Origin of the sequence: Candidatus Rubrimentiphilum sp., from assembly GCA_035710515.1 — a bacterium.
Classification (GTDB): domain Bacteria; phylum Vulcanimicrobiota; class Vulcanimicrobiia; order Vulcanimicrobiales; family Vulcanimicrobiaceae; genus Rubrimentiphilum.
On sequence record DASTDE010000001.1, the window covers coordinates 1,031,251 to 1,056,011 of the forward strand.

The 24,761-nt window shown below is 61.6% G+C and carries 22 protein-coding genes; 14 read left to right on the forward strand and 8 right to left on the reverse strand.

All coding sequences use genetic code 11. The features are described from left to right. The first annotated feature begins 6 nt into the window (after nucleotides 1-6). Nucleotides 7-1,185, forward strand: a complete 1,179-nt coding sequence (gene queA, locus VFO29_05280) for a tRNA preQ1(34) S-adenosylmethionine ribosyltransferase-isomerase QueA (GenBank protein HET9392911.1) — start codon at nucleotides 7-9, stop codon at nucleotides 1,183-1,185. Here the strand turns inward: queA and VFO29_05285 are convergent. Next, nucleotides 1,148-2,629: an NFACT RNA binding domain-containing protein gene (locus VFO29_05285; GenBank protein ID HET9392912.1), complete on the reverse strand. Its 1,482-nt coding sequence runs from the start codon at nucleotides 2,627-2,629 to the stop codon at nucleotides 1,148-1,150. The genes queA and VFO29_05285 overlap by 38 nt on opposite strands. A gap of 63 nt (nucleotides 2,630-2,692) precedes the next feature. On the opposite strand from VFO29_05285, the gene gmk reads away from it, so the two are divergent. The 10 genes from gmk (at nucleotide 2,693) to VFO29_05335 (ending at nucleotide 11,242) form a co-directional block, all read left to right on the forward strand. Continuing rightward, nucleotides 2,693-3,331: a guanylate kinase gene (gene gmk / locus VFO29_05290; GenBank protein ID HET9392913.1), complete on the forward strand. Its 639-nt coding sequence runs from the start codon at nucleotides 2,693-2,695 to the stop codon at nucleotides 3,329-3,331. Then, nucleotides 3,331-3,549, forward strand: coding sequence for a DNA-directed RNA polymerase subunit omega (gene rpoZ, locus VFO29_05295; GenBank protein HET9392914.1), 219 nt, complete (start codon nucleotides 3,331-3,333; stop codon nucleotides 3,547-3,549). Before gmk ends, rpoZ begins: the two co-directional genes overlap by 1 nt. A gap of 108 nt (nucleotides 3,550-3,657) precedes the next feature. Beyond that, complete coding sequence (glmS, locus tag VFO29_05300) at nucleotides 3,658-5,496, forward strand: glutamine--fructose-6-phosphate transaminase (isomerizing) (protein ID HET9392915.1); 1,839 nt, start codon at nucleotides 3,658-3,660, stop codon at nucleotides 5,494-5,496. Nucleotides 5,497-5,518: 22 nt separating this feature from the next. Then, nucleotides 5,519-5,902 carry a hypothetical protein gene (locus tag VFO29_05305; GenBank protein HET9392916.1) on the forward strand — a complete coding sequence of 128 codons (384 nt, stop codon included), beginning with the start codon at nucleotides 5,519-5,521 and terminating at the stop codon, nucleotides 5,900-5,902. Further along, nucleotides 5,899-6,648, forward strand: coding sequence for a ribonuclease PH (rph, locus tag VFO29_05310; GenBank protein ID HET9392917.1), 750 nt, complete (start codon nucleotides 5,899-5,901; stop codon nucleotides 6,646-6,648). The genes VFO29_05305 and rph overlap by 4 nt, the downstream gene beginning before the upstream one ends. Then, a complete protein-coding gene (locus tag VFO29_05315) occupies nucleotides 6,587-6,964 on the forward strand; it encodes a hypothetical protein (protein HET9392918.1) in 378 nt (125 codons plus the stop codon). The genes rph and VFO29_05315 overlap by 62 nt, the downstream gene beginning before the upstream one ends. After that, nucleotides 6,957-7,796, forward strand: coding sequence for an ABC transporter permease (locus tag VFO29_05320; protein ID HET9392919.1), 840 nt, complete (start codon nucleotides 6,957-6,959; stop codon nucleotides 7,794-7,796). Before VFO29_05315 ends, VFO29_05320 begins: the two co-directional genes overlap by 8 nt. Continuing rightward, nucleotides 7,796-8,551 carry an ABC transporter ATP-binding protein gene (locus tag VFO29_05325; protein ID HET9392920.1) on the forward strand — a complete coding sequence of 252 codons (756 nt, stop codon included), beginning with the start codon at nucleotides 7,796-7,798 and terminating at the stop codon, nucleotides 8,549-8,551. The genes VFO29_05320 and VFO29_05325 overlap by 1 nt, the downstream gene beginning before the upstream one ends. A gap of 137 nt (nucleotides 8,552-8,688) precedes the next feature. Further along, the gene (locus tag VFO29_05330) at nucleotides 8,689-10,293 is read left to right on the forward strand and encodes an MlaD family protein (GenBank protein ID HET9392921.1); all 1,605 of its coding nucleotides are present in this window, start codon (nucleotides 8,689-8,691) and stop codon (nucleotides 10,291-10,293) included. Between the two features lie 7 nt (nucleotides 10,294-10,300). After that, nucleotides 10,301-11,242 carry a 2-dehydropantoate 2-reductase gene (locus tag VFO29_05335; protein ID HET9392922.1) on the forward strand — a complete coding sequence of 314 codons (942 nt, stop codon included), beginning with the start codon at nucleotides 10,301-10,303 and terminating at the stop codon, nucleotides 11,240-11,242. On the opposite strand, the gene pbpC is transcribed toward VFO29_05335, so the two are convergent. Further along, nucleotides 11,220-13,418 carry a penicillin-binding protein 1C gene (gene pbpC, locus VFO29_05340; protein ID HET9392923.1) on the reverse strand — a complete coding sequence of 733 codons (2,199 nt, stop codon included), beginning with the start codon at nucleotides 13,416-13,418 and terminating at the stop codon, nucleotides 11,220-11,222. The genes VFO29_05335 and pbpC overlap by 23 nt on opposite strands. Before the next feature lie 58 nt (nucleotides 13,419-13,476). Between pbpC and VFO29_05345 the strand changes: the two genes are divergently transcribed. Further along, nucleotides 13,477-19,080, forward strand: coding sequence for an Ig-like domain-containing protein (locus VFO29_05345; protein ID HET9392924.1), 5,604 nt, complete (start codon nucleotides 13,477-13,479; stop codon nucleotides 19,078-19,080). Here the strand turns inward: VFO29_05345 and VFO29_05350 are convergent. After that, on the reverse strand, nucleotides 19,077-19,661 hold the full coding sequence (locus tag VFO29_05350) for a DUF4097 family beta strand repeat-containing protein (protein HET9392925.1): 585 nt from the start codon (nucleotides 19,659-19,661) through the stop codon (nucleotides 19,077-19,079). The genes VFO29_05345 and VFO29_05350 overlap by 4 nt on opposite strands. A gap of 140 nt (nucleotides 19,662-19,801) precedes the next feature. Between VFO29_05350 and VFO29_05355 the strand changes: the two genes are divergently transcribed. After that, nucleotides 19,802-20,167, forward strand: a complete 366-nt coding sequence (locus VFO29_05355) for a hypothetical protein (protein ID HET9392926.1) — start codon at nucleotides 19,802-19,804, stop codon at nucleotides 20,165-20,167. Between the two features lie 22 nt (nucleotides 20,168-20,189). On the opposite strand, the gene VFO29_05360 is transcribed toward VFO29_05355, so the two are convergent. Together VFO29_05360 and VFO29_05365 are read right to left on the reverse strand one after the other, a co-directional pair. Further along, complete coding sequence (locus VFO29_05360) at nucleotides 20,190-20,531, reverse strand: hypothetical protein (protein HET9392927.1); 342 nt, start codon at nucleotides 20,529-20,531, stop codon at nucleotides 20,190-20,192. Between the two features lie 85 nt (nucleotides 20,532-20,616). Continuing rightward, the gene (locus VFO29_05365) at nucleotides 20,617-21,555 is read right to left on the reverse strand and encodes a tyrosine-type recombinase/integrase (protein ID HET9392928.1); all 939 of its coding nucleotides are present in this window, start codon (nucleotides 21,553-21,555) and stop codon (nucleotides 20,617-20,619) included. 103 nt (nucleotides 21,556-21,658) lie between these two features. On the opposite strand from VFO29_05365, the gene VFO29_05370 reads away from it, so the two are divergent. Continuing rightward, the gene (locus VFO29_05370) at nucleotides 21,659-22,417 is read left to right on the forward strand and encodes a hypothetical protein (protein HET9392929.1); all 759 of its coding nucleotides are present in this window, start codon (nucleotides 21,659-21,661) and stop codon (nucleotides 22,415-22,417) included. Here the strand turns inward: VFO29_05370 and VFO29_05375 are convergent. Genes VFO29_05375 through VFO29_05385 form a run of 3 tightly spaced genes read right to left on the reverse strand, consistent with a single transcriptional unit; the run spans nucleotide 22,398 to nucleotide 24,573 of the window. Further along, nucleotides 22,398-23,261, reverse strand: coding sequence for an S-layer homology domain-containing protein (locus VFO29_05375; protein ID HET9392930.1), 864 nt, complete (start codon nucleotides 23,259-23,261; stop codon nucleotides 22,398-22,400). The two genes, VFO29_05370 and VFO29_05375, sit on opposite strands and share 20 nt — an antisense overlap. A gap of 23 nt (nucleotides 23,262-23,284) precedes the next feature. Continuing rightward, nucleotides 23,285-23,854 carry a choice-of-anchor C family protein gene (locus tag VFO29_05380; GenBank protein ID HET9392931.1) on the reverse strand — a complete coding sequence of 190 codons (570 nt, stop codon included), beginning with the start codon at nucleotides 23,852-23,854 and terminating at the stop codon, nucleotides 23,285-23,287. 53 nt (nucleotides 23,855-23,907) lie between these two features. Then, nucleotides 23,908-24,573 (reverse strand): hypothetical protein, encoded by a 666-nt coding sequence (locus tag VFO29_05385; protein HET9392932.1) that lies wholly within the window; start codon nucleotides 24,571-24,573, stop codon nucleotides 23,908-23,910. Nucleotides 24,574-24,761 lie beyond the last annotated feature (188 nt).

Below are 24,761 nucleotides of genomic sequence, written 5' to 3' on the forward strand. Positions count from 1 at the left end.
ACTCGTATGCCGGGCGAGCGATTGACCTTACGCCGAAGTCCTGAGCCTGTCGAAGGGGAGCCCGGCATACGGGGAGCCGTCTCGCCCGGCGTACGGTCTGCCCGATCGCCCGACGCTGGTGTCACTTCCTCTTACGATTATGAGCTTCCCGAAGGCGCGATAGCGCAGGCGCCGGCTCAGCCACGTGATTCGTCGCGGCTGATGGCGCTGCGCGGAGAGCGCATCGAGCATCTGACATTTCGCGATTTTCCGACGTTATTGCGATCCGGCGACGTGCTCGTACTCAACGAGACTCGCGTCATTGCCGCGCGCGTTCACGGAAAGCGTGTGCCGAGCGGCGGCGGCGTTGAGTTGTTGTTTTTGCGGCCGGCGGGAGAAGCGCACTACGATCCGAGCGCGACGCGATGGCTCGTGCTCGCAAAGCCGGGACGCCGGCTGCGTACCGGTGAGCGCATAAGCTTCGGTTCGCTGGGCGAGGCGGCAGTGGTTAACGTTCTCGACGGCGGCGTTCGTGAGATCGAATTGAGGCTAACCGTCGGATTTGAGGAGTTTCTCGAGACCGCCGGGACGTTGCCGCTGCCGCCGTACGTTCACAACGATTCGGCGGAGGCGCAGGCGGGGTATCAAACCATTTTTGCGCGCGATCCGGGAAGTGTCGCAGCGCCGACCGCATCGTTGCACTTCACAAACGCTGTCTTCGAAGAACTCAAGCGCCGGAACGTCGAGATCGTTAAACTCGTACTCGACGTCGGTCTCGGAACATTCCGTCCGCTTCAGAGCGAGAACCTCGATGAGCACGCTATGCACGCCGAGTCGTTCTCGATCCCGGAAGCAACCGCTGACGCGATAAGGCGAGCGAAAGAAGAAGGCAGGCGCGTAGTTGCCGCCGGCACGACCGTCGTACGAGCGCTCGAAGCGTCGGCTTTGCAAAGCGGCGCCGTTCGCCCCGGCCGCGATCAAACGGATCTCTTTATCAGGCCGGGATTCAATTTTCGCATCGTCGACGCGCTGCTGACAAACTTTCACTTGCCGCGCTCCACACTGCTGGTGCTCGTCTGCGCCTTCGCCGGACGCGAACGTATCCTCCACGCGTATGCGGAAGCAATCGAACGCGGCTACCGGCTGTTCTCCTTTGGCGATGCGATGTTTATCGAAGGTCCCGCGGTTCGACCAGCAGCGACTTAGCGTTCGTATAAAAGACCAAACCGGGCGCGGCATTCGGACGCTTACGCACGTGCTTGCGCGGCGTATAGTCAACGGTGACCTTCGCGCTGTTCCGGCCCTTCGAATGTGCCGCAGCGAGCTGCGCGGCCGTAAGGACATCCTCTTCCGGAGCGTCGCGCCGATCGTCGCGTTGCAGGATCACGTGTGCGCCCGGCTGACCGCGCGCGTGGAACCAGAGATCGTCCGGGCGAGCGACCCGGAAAGTCAGCTCGGCATTCTCCAGCGGCGAACGGCCGACGAGAATGCGCGAACCGTGCGGCGTCTCGTGCGCAAGAACGCGGCGCTTCTTTGCCGGCCGCGCCTTCGGAGAGGCCGCGCGACGCTGTCGCGGCTTCAGGAGTTCAGCAATTTCGCGTAGTTCGTCGTCGCCGGCGCGCTCGAGTTCCCAGCGTAACTCCTCCACCTCTTCGAGAGACTGAAGCACGCCGGTGCGCCGGCGCGTCAAATGGTCGCCGGCAACGGCGGCTTTCTTGTAGCGGGAGAAGAGATCCGTCGCCTCGAGCTTGGCAGCGTTCTTGTCTTTTTCGGGGAGTTCGTGCAGTTTTGAATAGATCGCCTGGCCGCGGGCGCGCAGGTCGTTCCGCTCGGTTGTTTCCGCCAAGCGTTCTTCGATGCGTGCGAGCTCCGTGCGGAGCTTTCGCTCGCGATCGGCCAACGCGCGTTCGGCATCGGCGCGCCGCTTATCGGCCGTCCCGGCCGCGACGTGAGCATCCGTGCCGGTGCACCGGAGTTCGGCAAATATCTCGAGCAGCGACGGCGCACGTTCCAGACGCGAGCTCGTGTACTGTTCGAGCGGAACGACATGCGCTTGTTGCAAGGCACCGTGCTCGTCGCGATAGACGTAGAGATCGTTCGTTCGAACCGATTCCTGGCTCGGCAGAGGCTCGATCGCGAATCGCGATTTGCCCGGGCGCGCCGGCGGCGGCTCGTAACGCGCCCCCGGCCGTACCGTGCGCAGAGTCTTGGCCGAGCGTTTAAACTCCTTAAGCGCGGATACCACCGTTGCGTCCTTTATCAGAATCAGGTTGCCGAAACGCGGAACGAGCTCGCAGATGAGCGCGTAGACTTCCGGCACACCGAAACGCGACTGCGCGGCAAACTCCAGCTGCAGGATACGCTCACCTTGAAAAGCTCGCACCGCGGTCAGCGTCTTCCCACGCAGCGCGGCGCCGGCCGCGCGAACGAATCCCGGCTCCGCGGCGATCGGCAGTTCACCGTTTTCGACCGTCAGTACCGGCGTCGCGGCAAAGACGTCGGCGGTCAGCAGCTGCGTCGAGCCTTTTCGCCACAGCGCGAGCGCAAAACGGCCATCCGGAAGCTGGCCCACGTCCCTCACGCGCGCGCCCAAGAAGCGTTCCTCGATCTCATGCGCCAGGCGCGCGATAAGAATCCAGTCCGAATACACCGAGCTGCCTTTCGACCGCAATACCAGGGGTCGCCCCCACCCGGTCGGAACATAACGGCCTTCTTGCCAACTAAGGGGAACGTCGTGCTGGGCCCGGGCCTGCTTTTCGTCGTATCCGGCCCATCGGGGGCCGGCAAAGACACGCTCGTGGACGCGCTCCTGGCACGCACCGGGCGCCTCCGGTACTCGGTCTCGGCGACCACGCGTCCGCCGCGGCCCGGAGAACGAGAGGGCGAGCACTACTTCTTCGTTACTCCGGAGGAATTCAAACGGCGCGAAGCCGCCGGCGGCCTTCTGGAGTGGCGCGAATACAACGGGAACCTCTACGGAACGCCGCGAGATTTCGTCGAGGACACGCTGACCCAGGGCTACGACTTGATCATGAAGCCTGAAGTCAACGGAGCGTTGGCAATCAAGAGCACTTTTCCGGATGCGGTGCTCATATTTTTACTGCCTGACCGGTTCTCGTATCTGCGTCAGCGGCTGCTGACCAGAAGGACCGAGACCAACGAAGAGATCGCGCGACGTTTGGAGATCGCGCACGAGGAGATACGAAATATTCGGGACTTCGACTACATCGTCATTAACGAAGAACATCGATCGGACGAAGCAGTCAAAGACCTTCAAGCGATTCTGCAAGCGGAGCGTTTCCGCATACACCGGTATCCGGACGATACAATAAGGGAATTGGAACACTCATAATGACCGAACAAGTTTTTGGAGATTTGGACGAACTGCTCAAGCACGTTGACTCAAAGTTCAGCCTGGTCAACGTCGTGACGAAGCGCGCGAAGCAATTGAACAACGGCGCGCCCGAGCTCACGCCGAACGTGAATCCGAACAAGCCTGTCTCGACGGCGTTCAACGAAGTCGCGACCGGCAAGATTCACTATCACAGAACAAAAGAGGGAATCAAGTAAGGCTATTGGGTTTGGGACGTTTGGCCGGGCCGTTAAACATGCACCACGGCCCGGACGAATGTCCCAAACCCAATAGACATACTTAAGAAGAAGGACAACAGGGATTATATGTGCGGGATCGTCGGATATATCGGAGAGCGCGACAGCGTTCCGATCATTCTCGACTCGCTCGCGCGGCTGGAGTACCGCGGATACGACAGCGCCGGCATCGCTGTCATCGACGATTCAGGTGCGCTAACCGGCTCCAAAGCCGAAGGCAAATTGGCGCGCTTGGCCGAGCGGCTGCGCAACGGCGAAGCGCTTTCGGGACGCGTCGGGGTAGGGCACACACGCTGGGCCACGCACGGCCGTCCGTCCGACGCCAACGCGCACCCGCATATGGACTGCAGCGGCAGAATTGCGGTCGTGCACAACGGTATCATCGAGAACTACGCGCCTCTGCGCGCCAGGCTCATCGAGTCAGGCCACATCTTCAAGAGCGAAACTGACACCGAAGTTCTCGCGCACCTGATCGAGACGCATTACGACGGCAACTTAGAGGAAGCGGTCCGCCGCACGCTGCGCGAAGTGCGCGGCGCCTACGCGCTCGGAATCATCAGCTCGGACGACCCGGACCACCTTCTCTTTGCCCGCAACGGCGCCAGCCCGCTGGTGATCGGGATCGGCAAAGGCGAGATGTTCGTCGCCTCCGACACGCCGGCGATCCTGCAGTACACCCGCGATGAGATCATCCTCCAAGAAGGCGAGATGGTCGTCGTCGGGCGCGACGGCTGGAAGCTGACCGATTACGACGGCAAGCCGATCAAGCGCGACGTAACGCACATCACGTGGGATGCGAGTTCGGCCGAAAAGAGCGGCTACAAGCATTTCATGCTCAAAGAGATCTACGAGCAGCCGAATGTCATAAAAGAGACGCTCAGCGGGCGCCTCGACGAAAACGACGACGTTCAACTCGGCTCGGAGATCGGCATCGACGAATCGTTCATGCGGGACCTTTCGAAAATCGCGATCACGGGATGCGGGACGGCATATCACGCGGGCATGGTCGGGATGTACCTGTTGCGGTCGCTCGTGCACATTCCCGTAGAGATGGAACTCGCAAGTGAGTTCCGCTACGGCGACCCGGTGGTCGACCCGACCGCGCTGACAATCGCCATGTCGCAGTCCGGCGAAACGGCCGATACCATTGAAGCGGTTCGCATCGCAAAGGATGCCGGGTCCACCGTGCTGGGAATCTGTAACGTCCTTGGCTCTCATCTAACACGTCTTGCGGACGGCACGCTCTTCACGCGCGGTGGTCCGGAAATCGGCGTCGCAGCGACCAAAACATACGTCTCGCAGCTCACGGCCATGACGCTGTTCACGTTGTATCTGGCTCGGCTGCGGGACACGGTACCGCGCGACCGCCTACGGCAGATCGCCGGCGCCATGAAACTCTTGCCTGCGGCGGTTGACGTCGTGCTCGATACGTCGGACGAGATTCGCAAGGTAGCGCGCAAGATTCGGCGATCGCGATCGGTGCTGTTCATCGGGCGCTACATTAATTTCCCGACCGCACTCGAAGGTGCGCTGAAGCTCAAGGAGATTTCCTACATTCACGCTGAGGGCTACGCCGCCGGCGAGATGAAGCACGGCCCGATCGCCTTACTCGATCCGAACGTGCCGGTGATCGGCGTCATGACCGAAGGCCGAGTGCGGGAGAAGATACTCTCGAATCTGGCGGAGTCCAAGGCGCGCGAAGCGCCCGTCATTGTCGTGGCCAACCACGGTGACGAAGAAGCTAAGGCCATCGCCGATCATGTCTTCTGGGTGCCGAAGATCGACGAGCTGCTTTCGCCGATCGTCAACATCATTCCATTGCAGTTGCTGGCCTATCACATCGCCGACATCGAAGGCAAGGATATCGACCAGCCCCGCAACTTGGCAAAAACCGTCACCGTCGAATAGGTTAGCGGGAGTAGCGGCGGAGATGGCCACAAAGAAGCAAGTAGAAGATGCCATCTTTGCGCTGGAAGGTTTCCGCGTCGAGTTCGACCTGTTCGATCCCAAACGCCCGCTGCCGGAGTACGAAGGCCGCGTCATGGCGCCGCAGCGCTGGAAAATTTCGGATTGGAAGAATGAGCGCCTAAGCGCTTACCGGACGCTGGCAAAAGGCGTGACTGTGTATCGCGGCGATGGCTCAAAGGTGCCTCGCGATATGCAACTCGGAAACTTGCGCGACAGCTACTACGAGGCCGAATTTGGACCGATCGCGCCCGCGAAGGAGACGCAGCCGTCAAACGTCATTCGCATGGCCGGTCACGAGCGCACGAGCGGAATCGAGGGCCGCGGACGCAAACCACGCCGGAGATGATACGCAGCGACGGACGCGCGCTCGACGCGCTTCGACCGGTTACGATCGAAGCACAATACATGAAATACGCCGAAGGCAGCGCGCTTATCTCAATCGGCAACACGCGGGTTCTTTGCGCTGCGTCCATCGAAGACCGCGTTCCGCAGTGGATGAAGGGCCGCGGCGTCGGTTGGGTTACTGCTGAATACTCGATGCTGCCGCGCGCAACGCAGGAACGCACGCAGCGTGAAGCTTCGAGAGGACGGCTGGGCGGACGCACGCACGAGATTCAGCGCATCATCGGCCGCGCGCTGCGTGCCGTCACCGATATGACGAAACTCGGCGAGCGCACCGTGTGGCTGGATTGCGACGTGATTCAGGCCGACGGAGGAACCCGTACCGCAGCTGTGACGGGCGCGTGGATCGCTTTGGCGCTTGCGCTCTTGCAGCGCTTCGATCCAAAATCGCGCGCCGCATGGCCGCTGCTGGGCCAGATCGCCGCCACCAGCGTCGGCATCGTTGACGGCTACATGCTGCTGGATCTGGCATACGACGAAGATAGCCGCGCGCAAGTAGACTTGAACGTGTTCATGACCGACTCCGGAAAATTCACGGAGCTGCAAGGCACAGCCGAAGCGACGCCGTTCAGCCGAGCGGAGCTCGATGCGCTCTTGAAGTTGGCCGACGGCGGAATCGCGCAGCTCCTTGAAGCGCAGCGCCGCATTGTCGAACCGTTGGGATTTCCGGCATTCGCCCATGCTCGATGATGCCCGGTTCCGGGCGCTCGTGGCCCGCGTAGGCGAGTTTTACATCACGGATAGAGCCATGAAAGGTGCGCAGAAGAAGATTGAAGCGGCGCTGGCGCAAGGCGTTCCTGCCGAGGACGCGCGCCGGCAATACCTCGGTGCGGTGCGCCGGTACTTCACCGGTTTCGCCAACGAGGCGCGCGGCCAGCTACGCGACGTGGACAAGCGCCTGGAGCAGGTAAACCAGGTGCATTTTAACCTGACCGCCGAACGCGGCGTGGTGGTGCGGCGCATAGAGGCTACCCAAAGCGTCTTGGAAGAGATCGAGCATGGCTAACGTCCTGCGTGAGGTTGAGGACAGCCAGGCTGCGCAGGCCGTAGAGCGCGTAAGCGTCGGCGTCCTCGCGTCGATTGGCCGGAGAGTCACCTACATTCTCGAGTTTGCCGGCGGGTTCTCACTGCTTATGTGGGACACGGTGAAGACGGTCGCGCGACTGCGCATTCGTTTCGGCGAGACGCTGAACCAGTGTTATCTCCTCGGCTATCAATCGCTGATCATCGTCCTACTCACATCGCTGTTCACCGGCATGGTCTTTTCGCTCGAGTCCGCGCTCACCGCCGTGCAGTATGGTTTCGGCAGTTTTGTCGGCGGCATCGTATCGTTCACGGTTGTCCGCGAACTCGGGCCTATGCTGAGTGCGGTCGTCGTCGCGGGCCGCGTCTGCGCTGCCATTGCCGCGGAATTGGGATCGATGGAAGTCACCGAACAGATCGAGGCGCTCAAGTCGCTCGGGCTCACCCCGGTGCGCTTTCTCGTCGTGCCGCGTCTGCTCGCGCTGATGATTATGCTTCCGTTGCTGGCGATATTCGCCGACGTCATCGGTGTTTACGGCGGCCAATGGATCGCGCAGGTGCAAGCGCACATCAGTTATACGGACTTTATATCGTCGGCGCGTCAAACAGTCGGCTTCGAAGACGTCGTCAAGGGTCTTTTCAAATCGTTGATCTTCGCGATCGTCATCGTCATGGTCGGCGCGTATCATGGTCTCACAACCACGGGCGGAGCGGCGGGTGTCGGCAAATCTGCCACCAGTGCCGTCGTGACGTGCATCATTCTGATCTTCATTTTAAACTTCATTATGTCATACTTCTTGTACGCGGGCGCCTGATGCCTGAATTGATCGCCCGGCTCGACGACGTTTGCGTGAATTTTGGCGAGCGCGTCGTGTTGCGGAACTGCAGCCTGGACATCGTCGAAGGCGCCATCAACTGCATCATCGGCATGTCGGGCGCCGGCAAATCGACGATCTTACGGCTGCTCGACGGTCTTATCGCACCGGATTCCGGACACGTGTACTTGCGCGACCAAGACATCTGTCATATGCGGGAGAGCCAACTGATCGAGATGCGGACGAAGATTGGTTTTGCATTTCAGTTTGCGGCACTCTTCGACAGCATGACGGTGGGCGAGAACGTTTCGCTGCCTTTGCGCGAGCACACGCCGCTCTCGGAAAAAGAGATCTTCGACATCGCCATGCACACGCTCGACAGCGTCGGGCTGGCGCACACCTACCACAATTTGCCGTCGGAGCTGTCGGGCGGCATGCTGAAGCGCGCCGGCTTCGCGCGCGCCGTCGTCACGAACCCGGAGCTCGTCCTGTACGACGAGCCGACGACCGGCGTCGACCCGATCGTCACGCACCTGCTCACAGACACGATCAAGCGGCTGCGTAAACAGCTGAACGCGACCGCCGTGGTCATTTCGCACGACCTGCAATCGATCTATATGATGGCCGATTACGTCGCCATGCTCTTTGAGGGAGCCATCATCGCGTCAGGCCCGGTCGAGGAAGTGCGAAAGTCGAACAACCCCATCGTGCAGCAGTTCCTGCAGGGCTCCGAAGTTGGACCGATCCCCCTTTAATGCTACGCATTAAAGGGAGCCCAATAAGTTTAAAAGGCACTGCGCCCTTCGGGCTCCGCGCCCCCCACGCGCAAAGCGCGTGGGGCCCCTGATGCCCGAAAGAATGGCACAACGCCGGTGCGAGGAATAGGAGGCACATGTTTCTGACCAGGCAGGCGCAACTGGGAGCCTTCGCGATAGTCGCTCTGTTATTGCTGTTCGGGATCTTTTTCATTATCACCGACTACGGCACGCGGCATAACGGCTACCGGGTTGGCGTGCACTTCGCTTCGGCCTCCGGGCTGCCGTCCGGGGCCCAGGTGTTCTTTAGCGGCGTCGTGGTTGGGACAGTCGATCAAGTGCAGCTGCTGCCCGACAACACGGTCGATGTGATCCTGGCGATCCAGCCTGACGTAAACATTCCGAAGGACTCAAAATTCCTGATTCAATCGCCGCTGACGGGAACGGCCAATTTCTTCATTATCCCACCGCCTGCGGGCCCGCGGATCCCAGGGTACGTAGCGACTCCCTTGCCCGCAAGTGCGATGCTGCCGCGCCAAGTTTTGCCGCTCGACCAGCAGCCGGCCGGTATTACCGGCGCAACAGTGGCCGATTTGCTTTCGCAGGGACAAGGCGAGATCAAGCGGTTAGACGCTATGCTCGTCATGCTCCAAGAACGCGAACCGAAACTGCTGAATACGCTGCAGACCGCGCTTTCGAATGTCGATTTGATGTCGGCGCAGCTAAAGACCACCGTGGCCGACGTCTCCGGCACGATGGAGGGAACGATGCGCGCTGCGGGCGCCAATATCGTCTCCATGACCGGCACGCTCAATTCAACGCTAGGACGCAATCAGTATAAGATCGATTCCATGCTGGCGTCGCTGGATAGCACCGCGCTTGCGCTCAGCCAATCGATGGACGGACTGCGCGTGCTGGCCACCGATCCGAAACTGCACACAAATCTGATCGACACGACGCAAAACATTCGCGACTTAACGCAGAATCTGTCCGGCGTTACGAGCGACCTGCGCCAAGTGACCGGGAACCCGCAAACGCAGGCGCAACTGCGTGACACCGTTGCCCATTTGGATGCGACGATGCAGAAGGCCAACTCACTTCTTGGAACGCTCGGCGGCCAAAGCCGCGTCCCGGGCGTTGACGCCGGCGCGACGCCGTATCCGCTGCCCGACAAGAACCCCGTGCCGCCGTCGGCGCTGGGAACCCCGTCGCCGCTCGGCACTGTTGCGCCGCTCAGTGCCTCGCTGCCGCAACCGCAAAGTTCGCCGAATACGGCGCGCATCAACGCCGGCCTTGCGAAAGTCGTGAAGAACCTGGTCGCCGTTCAATTGCGGCTGAGCTATTTGAACAAGCAAATGATCATCGGCCCGACCGCATTACTGACCGCCGATCGCGGCCCGCAAGCCGACATGAACGTCGTCCTCCTTCCGCGCGGGGGCGTAAGCCTGATGGCCGGAGCCAACGATATCGGCGGTAAGACGACGTATAACGTCGCCGGCATTAAGACACTGGCGCCGGGCATTCGCTTCGGCGGCGGCGTCCTGTACTCGCAGCTGGGCGCGCTCGCTACGTTCGATGCCGGGTATGTCGGAGCCGAAGCCAGACTGTACAATCTGCGCAATCCCGTCTTCGACTTCTACGGAAACTTCAACGTGGCCGAATGGGCAAAACTCTTCTTGGGCGAGCGCGACGTGACGCGCCCGGATCGCCGCACCGTCTTCGGATTGCAACTGCAGTTCTAATCCGCCGATGGAACAGAGTCGCCCGCGCGTAGGAATCATCGGCTCGGGTGCGATGGGCACGCTGTTCGGCTTTCACTTGGCCGCCTGCTGCGACGTGACGATGCTCGACAGCAACGATGCCGTGCTCGAAGGCATCCGCAAGAATAAAGGACTCTCGGTAAACAATGCGCCGCCGCGTGCCGTACGAGTGGGCCGCACGCCACGCGACCTGTTCGGTTCCACTATCGTTTTCTTGTTCGTCAAGGCAGTCGACACGCTGCGCGCGCTGCGTCCGTTTGCGGGCGAGCTCAATCCCTCGACGCCCGTCGTTTCGCTGCAGAACGGCGTCGGTAACGAAGACGCTATTAAAGCAGCCCTGGGTGGCGCGGTTCCCGTCGTGTTGGGGATTACGACCGAGTCGTCGTTAACGACGAAACACGGCCGCGTGCGCAGTTCTGAAGAAGGCAATACGATCGTCGGATCCGGCGGCGCGTCACCGGCTACGTCGCGCGCGGTGGCCGACTTGCTGATCAAGAGTGGCCTGCGAGCCGCCGTCGTGTACGACATCCGGCCGCATCTGTGGGGCAAACTCATCGCTAACGCCGCGATCAACGCGCCCAGCGCGATCCTGGACTGCGCCGCCGGCGACCTTTTGAAAGATCCTAACGCCGCGCGCCTCTGCGAAGCGCTGGCGGAAGAAGCCGCGTCAGTCGCTGCCGCTATGAAGATTCACCTGCCGTACGCGAATCCGTGGCAGTACGTCAGCGAGGTGATTTCGGTCGGCGCGGACTCGAAGAGCTCGATGGCATTCGACCTGGAGTCAGGACACCAATCGGAGATCGATCACATCAACGGCGCGGTCTGCGCGGCCGGTAGACGCATCGGCGTGCCGACGCCTTACAACGACACGATGGTGCGTTTGGTGAAAGCGCGCGAGGCGCTGCAAGTCAAGGCAGTCCCGCGACGCTGAAACCGCGCGGCCCGTGATGCGGCCGCCGGATCACGGCAAAATGCACGGTTCGAACGTCTTTCCCCGAGCGCACTGCGAGCGTCCATTCACCCGCCCGTACGGGCCAGAAATAGGCGTCACCGGTGCCGGAGGCAACGCTTGAACCATTCAGCGTCCATGCAACGCGCGCACCCCGCGCACGGCTGATGCGAAACTCGATGCGCTGCTGCGCGCGGCGCGCGTCGTTAGGCGATAGCGTATCTTCAAAGATGTCGCCGTCGTGAGGAAATAGAATGCTCAGCGCGCCGGTCGTGTCGCCTTGCCGGGCGCGCCATTCGTCGTACGCGGCGGCGATCGGCGCCGGTCGAGCTGCGTGCATGGTGCGCAGATCCGCCGTATCGACGTACTCTTGCAGCGCTCCGATCCGCGCGACATGGTAACCGGCGGGCGCCGGAAAGCGCGGCGGATCGCGGTGTTCGTACAGATGCAGCATGATCCGGTTCCAGAGCGGGCCGGCTCCGCTCACGCCCGCAATGCGGCGCATGGGAGCGCCGGAAAAGTTTCCAACCCAAACCGCGACCGTATATTCCGGCGTCGCGCCCACGGTCCACGTATCGCGGTAATCCGATGACGTTCCGGTTTTCACCAGTGACGGGAACGGCGTATCGATTACGGAGCCGATTCCAAACGATTTCGCGCGGGCGTAACGGTCACCAAGCATGTCCGCGACGAGCTCCCAGCTGGCGCGATCGCCGATCTGTGTCGCGCCCGGTGCACTCTGATCCAGAACCGTACGCAGCGGGATCGCGCTTCCGCCGCGCGCGAGCGTTACATATGCGTGCGTGAGATCCCAAAGCGTTACCTCACCCGCACCGAGCGTCAGCCCGAGCCCGTAGTAGTCGGGCGCGCGCCGCAAATCGGCAAACCCTAGAGCTTGCAGCCGGTCGAGGAACGGCCCGACACCTACCTTTGACAACACGCGCACCGCCGGGACGTTGAGCGAGTTCGCAAGCGCGATGCGCACCGGAACGGGGCCCGCGAATTGCGTGCTGTAATCTTCCGGCGCGTACAACTCACCATTCGGGATGGCATACGTCGTCGGAACGTCGGCCAGAATCGTATAAGGCCGGATCGTCCGCTGCTCGAGCGCATATTCGTAAAGGAAAGGCTTCAACGTCGATCCCGGTTGACGTAGCGTGCGCACGCCGTCGTTTTGTCCGAGATAGGCGTCGTTAAAATAATCGGTCGACCCCAAGTATGCGAGCACGTCGCCGGTCCTGTTGTCGACCACTAGCGCAGACGCTTGCGTAACATTTCGGCCCGCCAGCGCCGCCACGACGTCCTGCGCTTGCGATTGCACGAAACGCTGCAGTGGCAAGTCGATCGTTGTGCGTACCGGGACGGTCAAGTGCCCGGCGGCAGCTAGCCGAAAGAGCAGCTGTTGAGCCGCTTTCAGCTCTCCGCCCGCGGCACGGACGTGCAGCGTCTCACGCGCCGCAATCGCGGCTTGCTCCGCGCTGATAAATCCACCGGCTACCATCGCGTCCAAGACGGCGCGCTGACGCGCGCGTGCCGCCCGCCAGTGCGTGCGCGGGTTTAACCGCGCCGGATCGTTGGGAATTCCGGCGAGCATCGCGGCTTGCGCGAGATCCAAGTCGCTTGCGGGGACGCCGAAGTACGTTCGCGCGGCTGCTTCCACGCCGTAGGTATTGCCGCCCATCGCGATCCGGTTGACGTAAGCATTGAGAATCTGACCTTTACTCGATCCGGCCTCGATGCGCGCGGCATCCCACATTTGCAGCAGCTTGCCGCGGATGCCGGATGGAAGATCGAACTGGGTGCGCGCGAGCTGCATCGTGATCGTTGACGCGCCGCCCGCGCTGCACAAGCACCGCGCAGTTTGCCAGGCCGCGCGGCCGAGCGCGAGCCAGTCGACGGCGCCATGCTGGTAAAACCGCCGGTCTTCGGTCGCCACGATCGCTTGTAAGAAGAAGGGGGAGACACGCTCAAGCGGCACGGCTACGGAGCTCTCCGCACCGGTGCTCAAAACGGCGCCCAGCGGGATACCTGACCTATCGGTAAACGCAACGGCCGTGCTGCGCGCTTCGACGGCGGGAACCGCAAATAAGCGGTTGAGCGCGGCCAAGCCGAGGACAGTGATCAACGCAGCGAGTATGACCCAGGAGGTCCGGCGCACGTAAAAAGGCTTCCCGCAGGTCAAGTCCTTTTCCGCCGCGTCGTTGAAAGGAGCGCCTGTGCGTGGCCGTTTAGGACTCGCGGCAATCGGCATCCTCGCCGTCTTTTTTGGCTGCGGCAAGTCCGGTCAGCTCCCGCTCGCGACCGTTTCGCCCCTTCCCGCGCCGTCCGCGCCCGGCTGGATAAAACAGCTCGCCCCGACCGGAAAGGTCACCAGCAGCGCGCAAATTCGTGTGATTTTCACGGATCCGGTACTCCCCGTCGGGCAGCTCGGAACTGCCGCGGAAGACCAGGTCCTTTCGCATTTTCAGATCGCTCCCGCGTTGCCCGGCAAATTTGTCGTTTTGACGCCGCGCATGATCGGGTTTGAATCGCCGGCCGGCTTACCGAAAGCAACTCGCGTGCGCGTCACCCTGACGGCCGGTCTGCGCGATCTCTCAAGCCATTCGTTGGATCGCGATCTCGCGTGGACATTTGAAACGGATCAAATCGCACTGAAGAATGCCGACGACAATCCGTACGCCGCCGCCACGCCTTCCAGCGTCTCGCTGCAGCCGGTGGTTCACGTCAGCTCGAACACGCAGCTCGATGCAGCTTCCATAAGCTCGCACACCGTCTTCCGATCGCGGAGCGCCGGAGATACGGGCGTGTCCGTTAAGGAGAGCCCCGACCCCGACAGTGGGTCGTGGACGTACACGATATCCCCGCAAGGCGATCTGCAAAAAGCATCTGACTACGCGCTGATCGTTGGACCCGACATCATGCCCGCGAACGGCAACATTCCGAGCACGAAAGCGCTTTATGTTGCTCTGCACACGTATTCGCCGCTGATGCTAGTCTCGGCCAAACCGACCGCCGATCCGATGACCTCGACGGGCTATGCGCGCTTTGCCGGCGGCGATCCCGTGCTGACGTTCAACAACGCGCTCGATCCAAAGACGTTTGCAAAACACGTTGCGATTTCGCCTTCGCCGCGCGCGGTCGGTCAGCTCTACTCGCTCTCCGACGACGGCGCTACGATTTCAATCAACCCGTATGCGCTGGCGCCGCGCACCACGTACAAGATTTCGGCCGACGCCGACCTCCAAGACATCTTCGCGCAACGCTTGGGACAGCCGGCAGATTCGACGTACTCGAGCGGCGATTTGGCGCCATATTTCTGGGCGCCCAGCGGATTTAACATGTTCGTTGCCGGGCAGAACCTGCAGCTGCAGTACAGCGCCGTCAATCTTCCGGCCAATAAGTACAGCGCGACGTATCGCATTATTGATCCCGCGCAATTGGTCTACGCGGATGAGTCAGACGTTTCGAGCATGCTTCCCGACTACGTGGACTGGCCATCGTTTTCGGTAACCGCTGCCAGAAATGCGCAGACCAGCGTCAACGTTCCCCTGCGCGCCCGGCTTAATGGACCTGCGGGCATGCTGGCCTACGGCGCCGGCGCGCGCACGCAGGGCGACGCGCGCTTCACCGGCAGCGTTGCGCTCACCAATTTAGGTGTCTTCGCGCAGTGGTTCCCACAGAGCGGGTCAGTCATGGTGCAGCATCTGAGCGACGGCAGCCCTGTGCCGGGTGCTTCGGTGCAGATCTACATCATGCATACGTACGATCAGGCGCCCCGCGTCGCCAACCCGCAACCCTGCGCAACGGGTACGGCCGATGCAAACGGCATGCTCGGTTTCAGCGGGATTGACATTCAGCGCTGTTACGCCGGTGTGCGGGCGTCGGACAACGGCCCGGAGCTCCTGGCGGTCGCGCGCTCCGGAGCCGACTGGAACTTCGTCCGGACGCATGCCTGGAGCGGCACGTACGATTACACCGTCGGAAATCTCGACACGACGTGGTCGAACGGCCAGCCGATCTCGCGCGGCGTAGTCTACTCGGATCGTCAGATGTACCAACCCGGCGAACGCGCCTGGCTAACCGCAGTGTGTTATATCTTGCAGAACGGCACGCTGAAGGCGGATACCGGCGCGCAATATGCGATTGAGCTGACCGATCCGAATGGCGGCAAACGCAAGTTCGCGGCGCAGACGACGAACCGTTACGCTACGTTCTCATTTCCGGTTGATTTCTCCAAGACGCAACCGCTCGGTTACTACACGATCACTGCCACGAGTCCGGGCGGCGCGCAAATTACCGGCAGCTTCCGCGTAGCCGAATTCCGTCCGCCGAATTTCAGCGTAGATCTAAAGTTGGATAAAGAGTTCGCGGCCGCCGGCTCCAGCGTAAACGCCAACGGAAATGCCCAGTATCTCTTCGGCGCACCGATGAACGGCGCAAACGCGACGCTGCACGTGACGCGCGAATCGACGACGCTCACTCCCAAGGGTTGGGACGACTTCACATTCGGGCGTCAGTGGTTCTGGCCGGAAGAACAACCCGACGCTTCGGGCGAGGTGAGCCAGCAAAACTTAACGCTGGACGCCGCCGGCAAAGGGGCTGCCGTCGTCGCCGTTCCGCCAGACTTGCCGTACGCCATGACCTACCGGGTGGATCTGGAAGTCACCGACGCTTCGCATCTGGCTAGCAGCGCGACGCAAAGCTTTACGGCGGTGCCGGGTGCCGCGCTCATCGGGCTGCGTACCGACTTTGTCGGCACCGCCGGCAAACCGGTTCCGGTAGGCGTCATCGTCACCGACCCGTCCGGCAAGGCGCAGAGCGGAACCCGCGTGCACGTCGAGCTGCAGAAGATGGACTACAGCGGCGTCACCCAGGTCGTCGCGGGCGGCGAATCCGCGCAAAATCAAGTGCAGTACACCACCGTCGCGTCCGCAGACGTGACGAGCGGTTCGCAAGCCCAAACCGTGACCCTCACCGCCAAGGATCCGGGCAGCTACCGGATTCGCGCGAATATAGCCGGCGCGGCGACCGACAATACTGCAACCGACACGCAAGTGTGGATTTCGGGTCCGGGACAGGCCGTCTGGGGCGATCAGAATCCGTCGCAGCTGCAGATGAAACTCGACAAACAGCTTTATGCACCGGGTGACACGGCCACGGTCGCGGTCGCTTCACCATACGCGCGTGCGGATCTGTATCTTTCGGTGGTGCGCGATCGCGTTCTGTACAAGACGCTCGTCCACATCAACGGAACCGCTCCGCGCGTCCGCATTCCGATCCTTCAATCCATGTTCCCGAACGCTGCCGTCCAGGCAGTCCTCGTGCGCCGCGGGACGCCTCTCTCCAAGGGGGGCCCACAGGGCGTCGACAGTTTGGTGCGTCTCGGCATGGTGCCGCTGACCCTGGACATCCGGCCGCGGTATCTGCGCGTGACGATCGCGCCGCGGCAGCCCAAAGTGCAGCCCGGACAGCGCGAGACCGTACATTTACAACTGCGCGATCTGAACGGTAAGGCTGCCCAAGGGCAGTTCACCGTGATCGTCGCGAACGACGCGATCCTGCGCCTCAGCGGCTACCGGCCGCCGGATCTCGTTCAAACCGTCTTTGCGGCGCAGCCTATCTCGATGCGCTATGCCGATAACCGCCCGAAAGTCACGCTCACGCAGCCGAGCGATATCGCGCAAAAGGGTTGGGGTTACGGCGGCGGCTTCTTGGCGGGCGCAGCGGGCACGCGTGTGCGCACGCAATTCGTTCCGCTGGCGTACTTTAACGGTTCCGTGCAAACCGGCGCGGACGGCGGCGCCGACGTTTCGTTCACCGTCCCCGATAACTTGACGACGTGGCGCGTGATGGCGGTCGCGATGACGGCGGGCACCGCGCCGCACTTCGGCAGCTCCGACACAACCTTCATCACGACCAAACCGCTCGTCACCGATCCGCTGCTTCCGCAATTTGCCCGCACCGGCGACCGGTTCGACGCAGGGTTATTGCTGCTGAACGGCACCAGCGGTCAGCTCGATGCGCGCACGCAGGGCGATCTCAGCGGCGCATTGAGTTTCGCTTCGCCGCCGGGACGAATGGTGCAAGCCCAACAAACGTTTAGCCCCGGATTCAATCCTTGGCGCTTTGCCATGATCGCGGGCAACGGCACGTCGGGGAGCATCCAGTTCCGCACGCTCGCCGGCTCGACCGATGCATTCCGCGTGCCGCTACCGATCCGTAACGTTGACGTCACCGAATCGGTCATCGACTCGGGCGCGACGCGCACGCAGGCGCAAGTGCCGCTGTCGATCGGCAGCGGCCCCGGCACGGTTACCGTCGACGCCGCCGGGACGCTGTTGCCCCAGGCGGCTGCCGCGGCGCGGAACGCGCTGGACAGTGACAAACTGACACTACTTCCGGCCATCGCTAACCGCTTGAATATCGCAGCTTCCGTGGTTGCGTTGCAGAAGAAGCTTGGAGCGCGCATTACGGGCGTCGACGCGCAGCAAGAAGCGAGAGCGGACGTGGCGCAGCTGGGCGCTCTTCAAAGAATGGACGGCGGCTTCGCGTTCTGGCCAGAGTCGCGCAGCTCCGACGCCTTCGGCAGCGCCGATGCGCTGGCGGCGTTAGGGTATGCAAAATCGCAGGGCATCGCTGTTCCTGATGCGGCTATGGCAAAGGCGCGTGCCTATGCGGCCGGTGCGCTCAGCGATCCGGCGTCGGCGGATAAGAGCTGCAAGTCGAGCCTTTGCCGCATGTCGTTGCGGCTCGCGGCGCTGGAGGCATTAGCTGCCGCCGGCGATCGGCGTTCGGATTTCTTGCAGAGCATCTTCGCACAGCGCGCCGATCTTGGAGTAGCAGAAGAAGCCCGGCTGGGCGTCTACCTCCAGCAGACCCCCGGCTGGAGTACGCAAGCGGGGACCATTGCGCAAGAGCTGTCTAACCAAGTCTACCTGACGGGTCGTTACGCGAACGTTCAGCCCGGGCCGTGGTACGGTTCTGAGGTCGAAGCGCAGGCGGCATACCTGGAGCTCCTGGTCGCGCGGGGCGCTGCCGCCGGCGATCTCGATCGCGCGTTGAAAGCGCTGCTGGCGCAACAATGCCGCTGCGGGTGGCCGGCCCTCTCGGACGCGGCGTCCGCACTGCACGCAGTGGTCGCCTATTCTGCAACCGAAACGGGACCGCCGAACTTTAGCCTGTCGGTGACGGTCGACGGTAAAGCAGTTAGCGCGGCCCGGCGCATTACTGGGGCAACGCCCGCGGCGACGATCGCGCTTCCGAAGCTTGCCGCCGGTTCGCATACTTTGGCCTTGCAGAAGACCGGCACCGGCACGCTTCACTACGTCGTTTCATATACGTATAGTCTAGCTGCGAACGCTCCGGGACGGCTCAACGGCCTGCGCGTCATCCGTACCGTGCATCCGGCGAACGAGTCGACGGTGCTCGCGACCGTTGACATCGCCTCGCAAACGGCGCCGCTTGCGTTCCCGGCCGGGAACGTGTACGACATCGGCGTGGAGATCGCAGTCGATCATCCGGTCGATCGCGTGGTAATTACCGATCCGCTGCCGGCCGGCTTTGAAGCGCTCGACACGTCCTTCCAAACGACGGCGTCGTATTATCAGCCGCTGACGCAAGCCTGGCAGATCGACTACCAGCAGATCTATCTCGATCGTGTGACGGCGTACGCGCAGCATTTGGATCCCGGCGTTTACATGCTGCACTACTTGGTCCGCTCCGTAACACCGGGCACATATCTCTGGCCGGGCGCCACGGCGTACCTGCTGGACGCACCCGAACAGTTCGGGCGCACTGCATTCAGCAGCGTTCAGATCTAAACTTGCGGCTTCAGTTGTAGAACACGGATAGATCCGTCGCGGACTTCGACGTCGATGGCGCGCTTCGCGCCGCCGTTTATCGTCGAGTCAATCGTCTCGCTCGTTCCCGACGCCGTGCCTTTGAGCGGGAAGTCCGTAAAAATCGTTCCGTTATCCGTGTGCAGGTGGACGTGCGCCGCCGCGTTCTCGTTCACATAGAGCTCGACGTCGCCTTTTGCCGACGAGAAATGCAGCGTCCCCGGCCACGTCGTGCTTGCGAAGATAACGCTGATGTTGCCGGTGCCGGCCGTAGCGTTGCCGTACTGCGGAATAAGCATCTTGATGTCGCCGGTACCGGTGCTTGCGTTGACCACGCCGTCGAAGTCGGCGACGTTGATCGAACCACGGCTCGTGGCGAGAGTCAGAACCGCGCCCTTGGGTCCGCGAATCAGATAGTTCAGGTCCGGTCCGGGCGCGGAGACCGTGATGGAGCGGCCGCGCGCCACGATCGACCCTTGCGGCACGTCCGCGTTCGCGGAGATCGTAAACATTGAATCGGGCTGCCCTCGCTCGGGGGCGTAGACGCTGATATCGCCGCGCACGGTGCGGACGGTAATAGCCGAGCCTGGCGGAAGGCTGCCAATCCTCGTAAAGGCGGGTGTTTGCTGGCCGCAGGCGGTTAGCGGAGCCACAAGGAGAAGAAGGAGCGCTAGCCGGGTACAAGCCATCCGGAGGTAGTCTTATGCGCTTGGTCTCATCCCTCATCGTCACCCTGGCACTAGCGGCCACGGTCCTGAGTTCAGCCTCGGCCGCTTCATCGGGCAGTTTACCGCCGGGCGGCAAGTACAAGGACTGTCATGGCTACATGCTTCATGTCAGCTTGAACAACGTCCGCGTGCACTGCATCGACGGAGTGCCCGCCGATCTTTCATTTTTGTCCTGGCCGAAATTCACCGATCTGCCGGGCGGTAAGACCGTGCAGACCAACAGCTTAAAGTCCGGAACGCCAGTGCACGTGATTTTCTCGCAGTCGCTGGGCATCCGGCACGCCTACAAGATCTACGTCGCGAACCCGAAAGGCCACGGCCTGTTCGGCTTTAAGGCCTAGCCACCGGGCGGCGAAAACGCCGCTAATGCAAAAACGGGCTCTTCAAGGCTCCGCAATACTTTAGCCCAGGCATAACGACAACGTGCGGCGTCTTGAAGAGCTTCACCATGTCCGCGCTCGGGATCGTAGTGTACGAGAGCCCGTTTTTCGCGGGCTTTAAAGCGTACAGTTTCTTATACGAAGTGCATGTGCCGGTGCCGATCAATGCCGCGTCGGGGCCGGGCCCGGCGGCTTTCAGCGATATCTGCACCGAAACGCCTTTTGGCAGCCCCTGAAGGCTGATAGTACCGCGCACTTGGTTTGTGCTAGGCACATCCCACAGTGTCACGTTGATCGGCTTGATCGGCATTGCGAGTGTCGACACGCTTTGAAGGCCTGCGAGTAAGAGACTCAGTCCTGTAATTCCAATGATAGCTCGCATATTGTGCTCCTGACTTTGTTGCAGCAAGTTACACGTCATCCCGCTTATCGCGCGGATGAGCGGCATCGTACGCTCGTTTTTGGTGGATCAATGTGATGTCAACGTATATTTGGGTTGTTGCCGGACTCTTGTGGCCGAGGAGTTTCTGAACGGTCTGAAGATCAGCGCCGTGAGCGATTAGATGCGTCGCAAAAGAGTGACGCATCATGTGTGGTGTGACCTTACCGATCTGTGAAAACAAGGCATATTGCCGGAAGATCTTTCCGGCTTGGCTATGACTGATGCGTCGCCCGTGCTCGGTGAGAAAAAAAGCGTTCTCAGCGGTGCGAGGCCGGCAGCCGACGTAGACTTCCATGGCAGCCTTGGAGGCTTCATTGAAGACGACCGTCCGGGGTTGTCCACCCTTGCCGATAACCCGCATGATGCGTCCTTTGAAGTCGACGTCCTCAACGTTCAGTCCGATGAGTTCCGCACGCCGAATTCCAGTCGCGTAGAGCACTTCGAGGATCGCTCGGTTTCGGATCCGGCAAAACTCACTCTGTCCAGCGATCACCGTCCGCATGAGCTGCGCCAGGGAATCCTCGTCGACGGGTTTCGGGGTGCTTTTTTCGGCCTGCGGCAGCTCGACCAGGGCCGAGGGGTTATCCGAACGCCGGTCCTCGATCTGCAAAAACTTGTAAAAGCTGCGAACCGCCGATAGGCGCCGGCGAACCGCTGCCGTCGACAGTTTCTTGGCGAGACGCTTGTCCCCGAGAAAATCCGCATACCTAAGGATGTCCAGACGCGTCGCTTTCAGCAGCCGAGGGAACGGCCCGTGGAACGTCATGTCGTCGGTGCGCTTGGCAAGATAGCGGCCGAAATGCTCTAGGTCACGGCCGTACTCTTCGGCGGTCCGCAGCGATGGCTTACGGCGCAGCCGGAAGCGCATAAAGGCACTGATAAGCGGGTCGACGGCTAGGTACGGCATTAAACCCCCTATTCTCGCACGCTTCTACAATGTCCTACAAATTACGGTTTGTGTTACCCGCGCCGGGAGCGCGCTAGGCACTTGTCGAACAGACGTTCGGATAGTGCTTCTCTCTAAGCGTTACGACGCTCGCGTTCGTGCGGAATACCGGGCGAAGGTTTCCGCCTGGAACAGCGGCGACGCTACTTGGCTGGACCTCGAATGGATTTTTGGCCTGGACTGTGGCCGGCCTCAGATGTCCGCCACGGAGGACATCTTGGCAGTCGTCGCGCTTGGGAGGCAGAAGCTGGTAGAAGCGCGCGTGGTTCGGCTTGTTGAGCCGCCTAGGGCGATCGCGGAGGAGCTAGACGCTCTTCTCTCCCGGCACCGGTATCACGAAGCCGACCATGGCCAGGGCCGCGAAAAGCGGCAGGCACTTTATTGGCTTCGAAGGCGCGGGGCGCAGGAGCTTCACGCTGAGAGAGATTTCGGCGCCGGACGGTACGATGTCGCGGCCGAGGATCTCGGAGTGCTCGTGGAGTGCGGCACAACCCGGATTGATAAATTGCTCAAGACTTCCCTCTACCCTGAATGGCGCGAGTTCGTCATCATTCCTCGCGGCCTAAATATCGCCGTCGTGTTTGATTTCACGGGTTCCGTCTTCAGCCAAGTGCGGTGCCTTGCCGAGCAGGCGCAGGACCCAATAATGTTCTTAGAGCGTGTCTGCCACGAAGAACGGCTAACAATTCAGTCCCTCGCGCAGTGTCTCACCGAGGCGAACATAGCTCATGAGACCAAGTTCAACGACCTGCGGAATATCATGGACTCCATTCGCGGCTGCACTTCGTCCGAGAGTTCTTCTCCTACATCCCTAACAAACTAGCCGAGTTCTTCTGGTCGATAACCTGAAGCGCCACCGCGACGTCGGCTCGGGTTACCGGCTTCAATGGATCGAATATTTTCGTGTTTCCGTAGATCCGTTTTACCTCTTGGAGCGCGTAACTGTTGCCCCAACCGTTATTTAGTTGGAACGCTCCCCAGTATGGTTTCGAAACCTTGTCCCGATCCGTGAAGTCCACCGAAAGCGTGCCGCCGCCCGCTGCGTAGTTCCATGTCGACGGCGGTCCGGCTTTGGGCAAGGGCGAGCTATTCGCGTCACGCGACATCAAGATCGCGATCATCTCCTCGCGCGTGAGCGGACGGTCGGGTGCGAAATGGTTCTTGTCGATGCCGATCACAAATCCCGAATTCGCCATCCCCTGGATGTATTTGAAGTCCGGGTTTGATTTGGGCACATCGACGAAGCTCTGACTGCTGTTGGCTTCTGCCAAACGGATCTGCTTATCCGGTTGTCCCTTGAAGTATATGTTATTGGCGAGGACTAGCCAGCGGACGTACTCCGAGCGCGGCACGGTGTTATAAGGATTAAACTTGCCGCTAGTCGTCTCAAATACACCGAGCGTCGCCTCCTGTTTGATCGCAGGTTCGGCGAAGATACCACTGATGTCCGTAAACTTGACGACCGCGGTTGGGTTCGGTGTGGGCGTGGCCGTAGCTACTGCCGCGGGAGCTGCGACGGCGGCTGTGGTCGCAACGGATGCCGGGGACGCGACGGTGGTTGCCGCGGCCTCCGGTGATGCCGTGGCCTGCGACTGCTGGTTGTTTCCCGAGCAGGCCGCCAGCGGGAGCGCGATCATCCCAAGAACGGCGAGAGCGCGTAATTGCATCTTCTTCTCCTAAGAAACGACGATCAGTAGACGCGTACTGCGTCGATGGCCGGGCCGCAGAGCGAGCCCTTGGGATCGAGCGAGGTGAACGTCAGCGTGCTGCGAGCGCCGGCAGCAGCAGTAAATGTGAACGACTTGCGCTGCCAGCCCATATGCGGATCGCTGGTGTGTGAAGTATCAAAGGTATAGCGGCGGCTCGCACCCCCAGCCGTTACCAACAACCGTTTGATCGTTGGACCGCATTCGGGGTTGCCGGCGAGGGCAAACCAGACCGTGTATTTTGTGCCGCGTTTCGTAGCAAAGCTTTGAGCGATCGCTCCGGGCCCCGGCGTTCCATCGACGTCGATGCTGTTCTTTCCGCCATCGGCATCATGCCAGTTGGGACCGATGACGTCGACGCTTCCCATCGTAACGATCCATCCGGGAATCGCGGTCGAACCCTTTGGAAACATCGTGTAGTACGACGGCTGCGGTCCAGAATCGAACCCGCCATTCTTGATGAGATTCGCCGCCTTGGCGAAGGCGGCTCCGGCCGATAACAAGAGCCCGGCTGCCAATAACGCCGCCGAAGCCTTTGAAGCAAAAGAATGCATTGCTAAAGCTCCTCTCGAGGGGCTCACCCCTTCCGGCGAAAAACGCCGAGTTCCTAGCTTTCCTCGGCGACCCAGCCGTGCGTCAACGTCAGCCAGAACGCGAGTCCGGCAAAGGCCCCGTATCCGCGAAAGGCACGGGCGATCGTTGCATCGGAGGCGCGGCGCCTACCGCTAAAGCGCAGGTACGCGGGGCGAGTCCACGAGTCAAAGATCAGGCGATGATAGCGCCCCAGCAGCATCATGATGTGCGCGCAAGCATATGGTCCCACTCCGGGCAGCTCCAACAGCTTCTTCTCCACCTCGTCGTCGGGCAGCCCGAACTCGGGGCGCAACGCCTCCAGATCCACATCTCCCGCGGTAACGTCTGCGGCCAGGGTCTTGAGATATGCGCCCCGATACCCCGCGCGCGCAATATCCCGATAAAACCTCAGCGGCGCTCGCGCCATCGTGCTTGGCTCGGGAAACGCACCCTCGCCGAGCTTCTCCACGAGAGCGGTGACCATGCGCACCGTTCCCGACCAAGCGCAGTTCGTCGTGCAGATCGTTTTTATGAGGTCTTCAAACACGGTCGGCGACGCCAGCATCCGGCCTGCGCCCTTCGCGGCCCACGCGAGCTGCGGATCGCTCTCAATCGCTGCATAGAACGGAACGAAGTCTTCCTCCAAGCGAAACATGCGCCGCACGTCCGCGGTGAGCTTCGTTTTCGCAGCTTTGCTCAAACGGCCGGTGCTTTCGATTCCGAGCTCGCCGCCGGCGGGGCGTATAGTTACAACACGAACGCTGCCATCTACTCGCAGACGCACACGGTAGTATGAGTTGTCTTCCGGGATCTCGGCGGGCGGGAGCTCCGCGCAGCCGTGCGATCGAAGCGTCCGCGCGAAATCGATCGGTTCGCCGCCGGCACCGC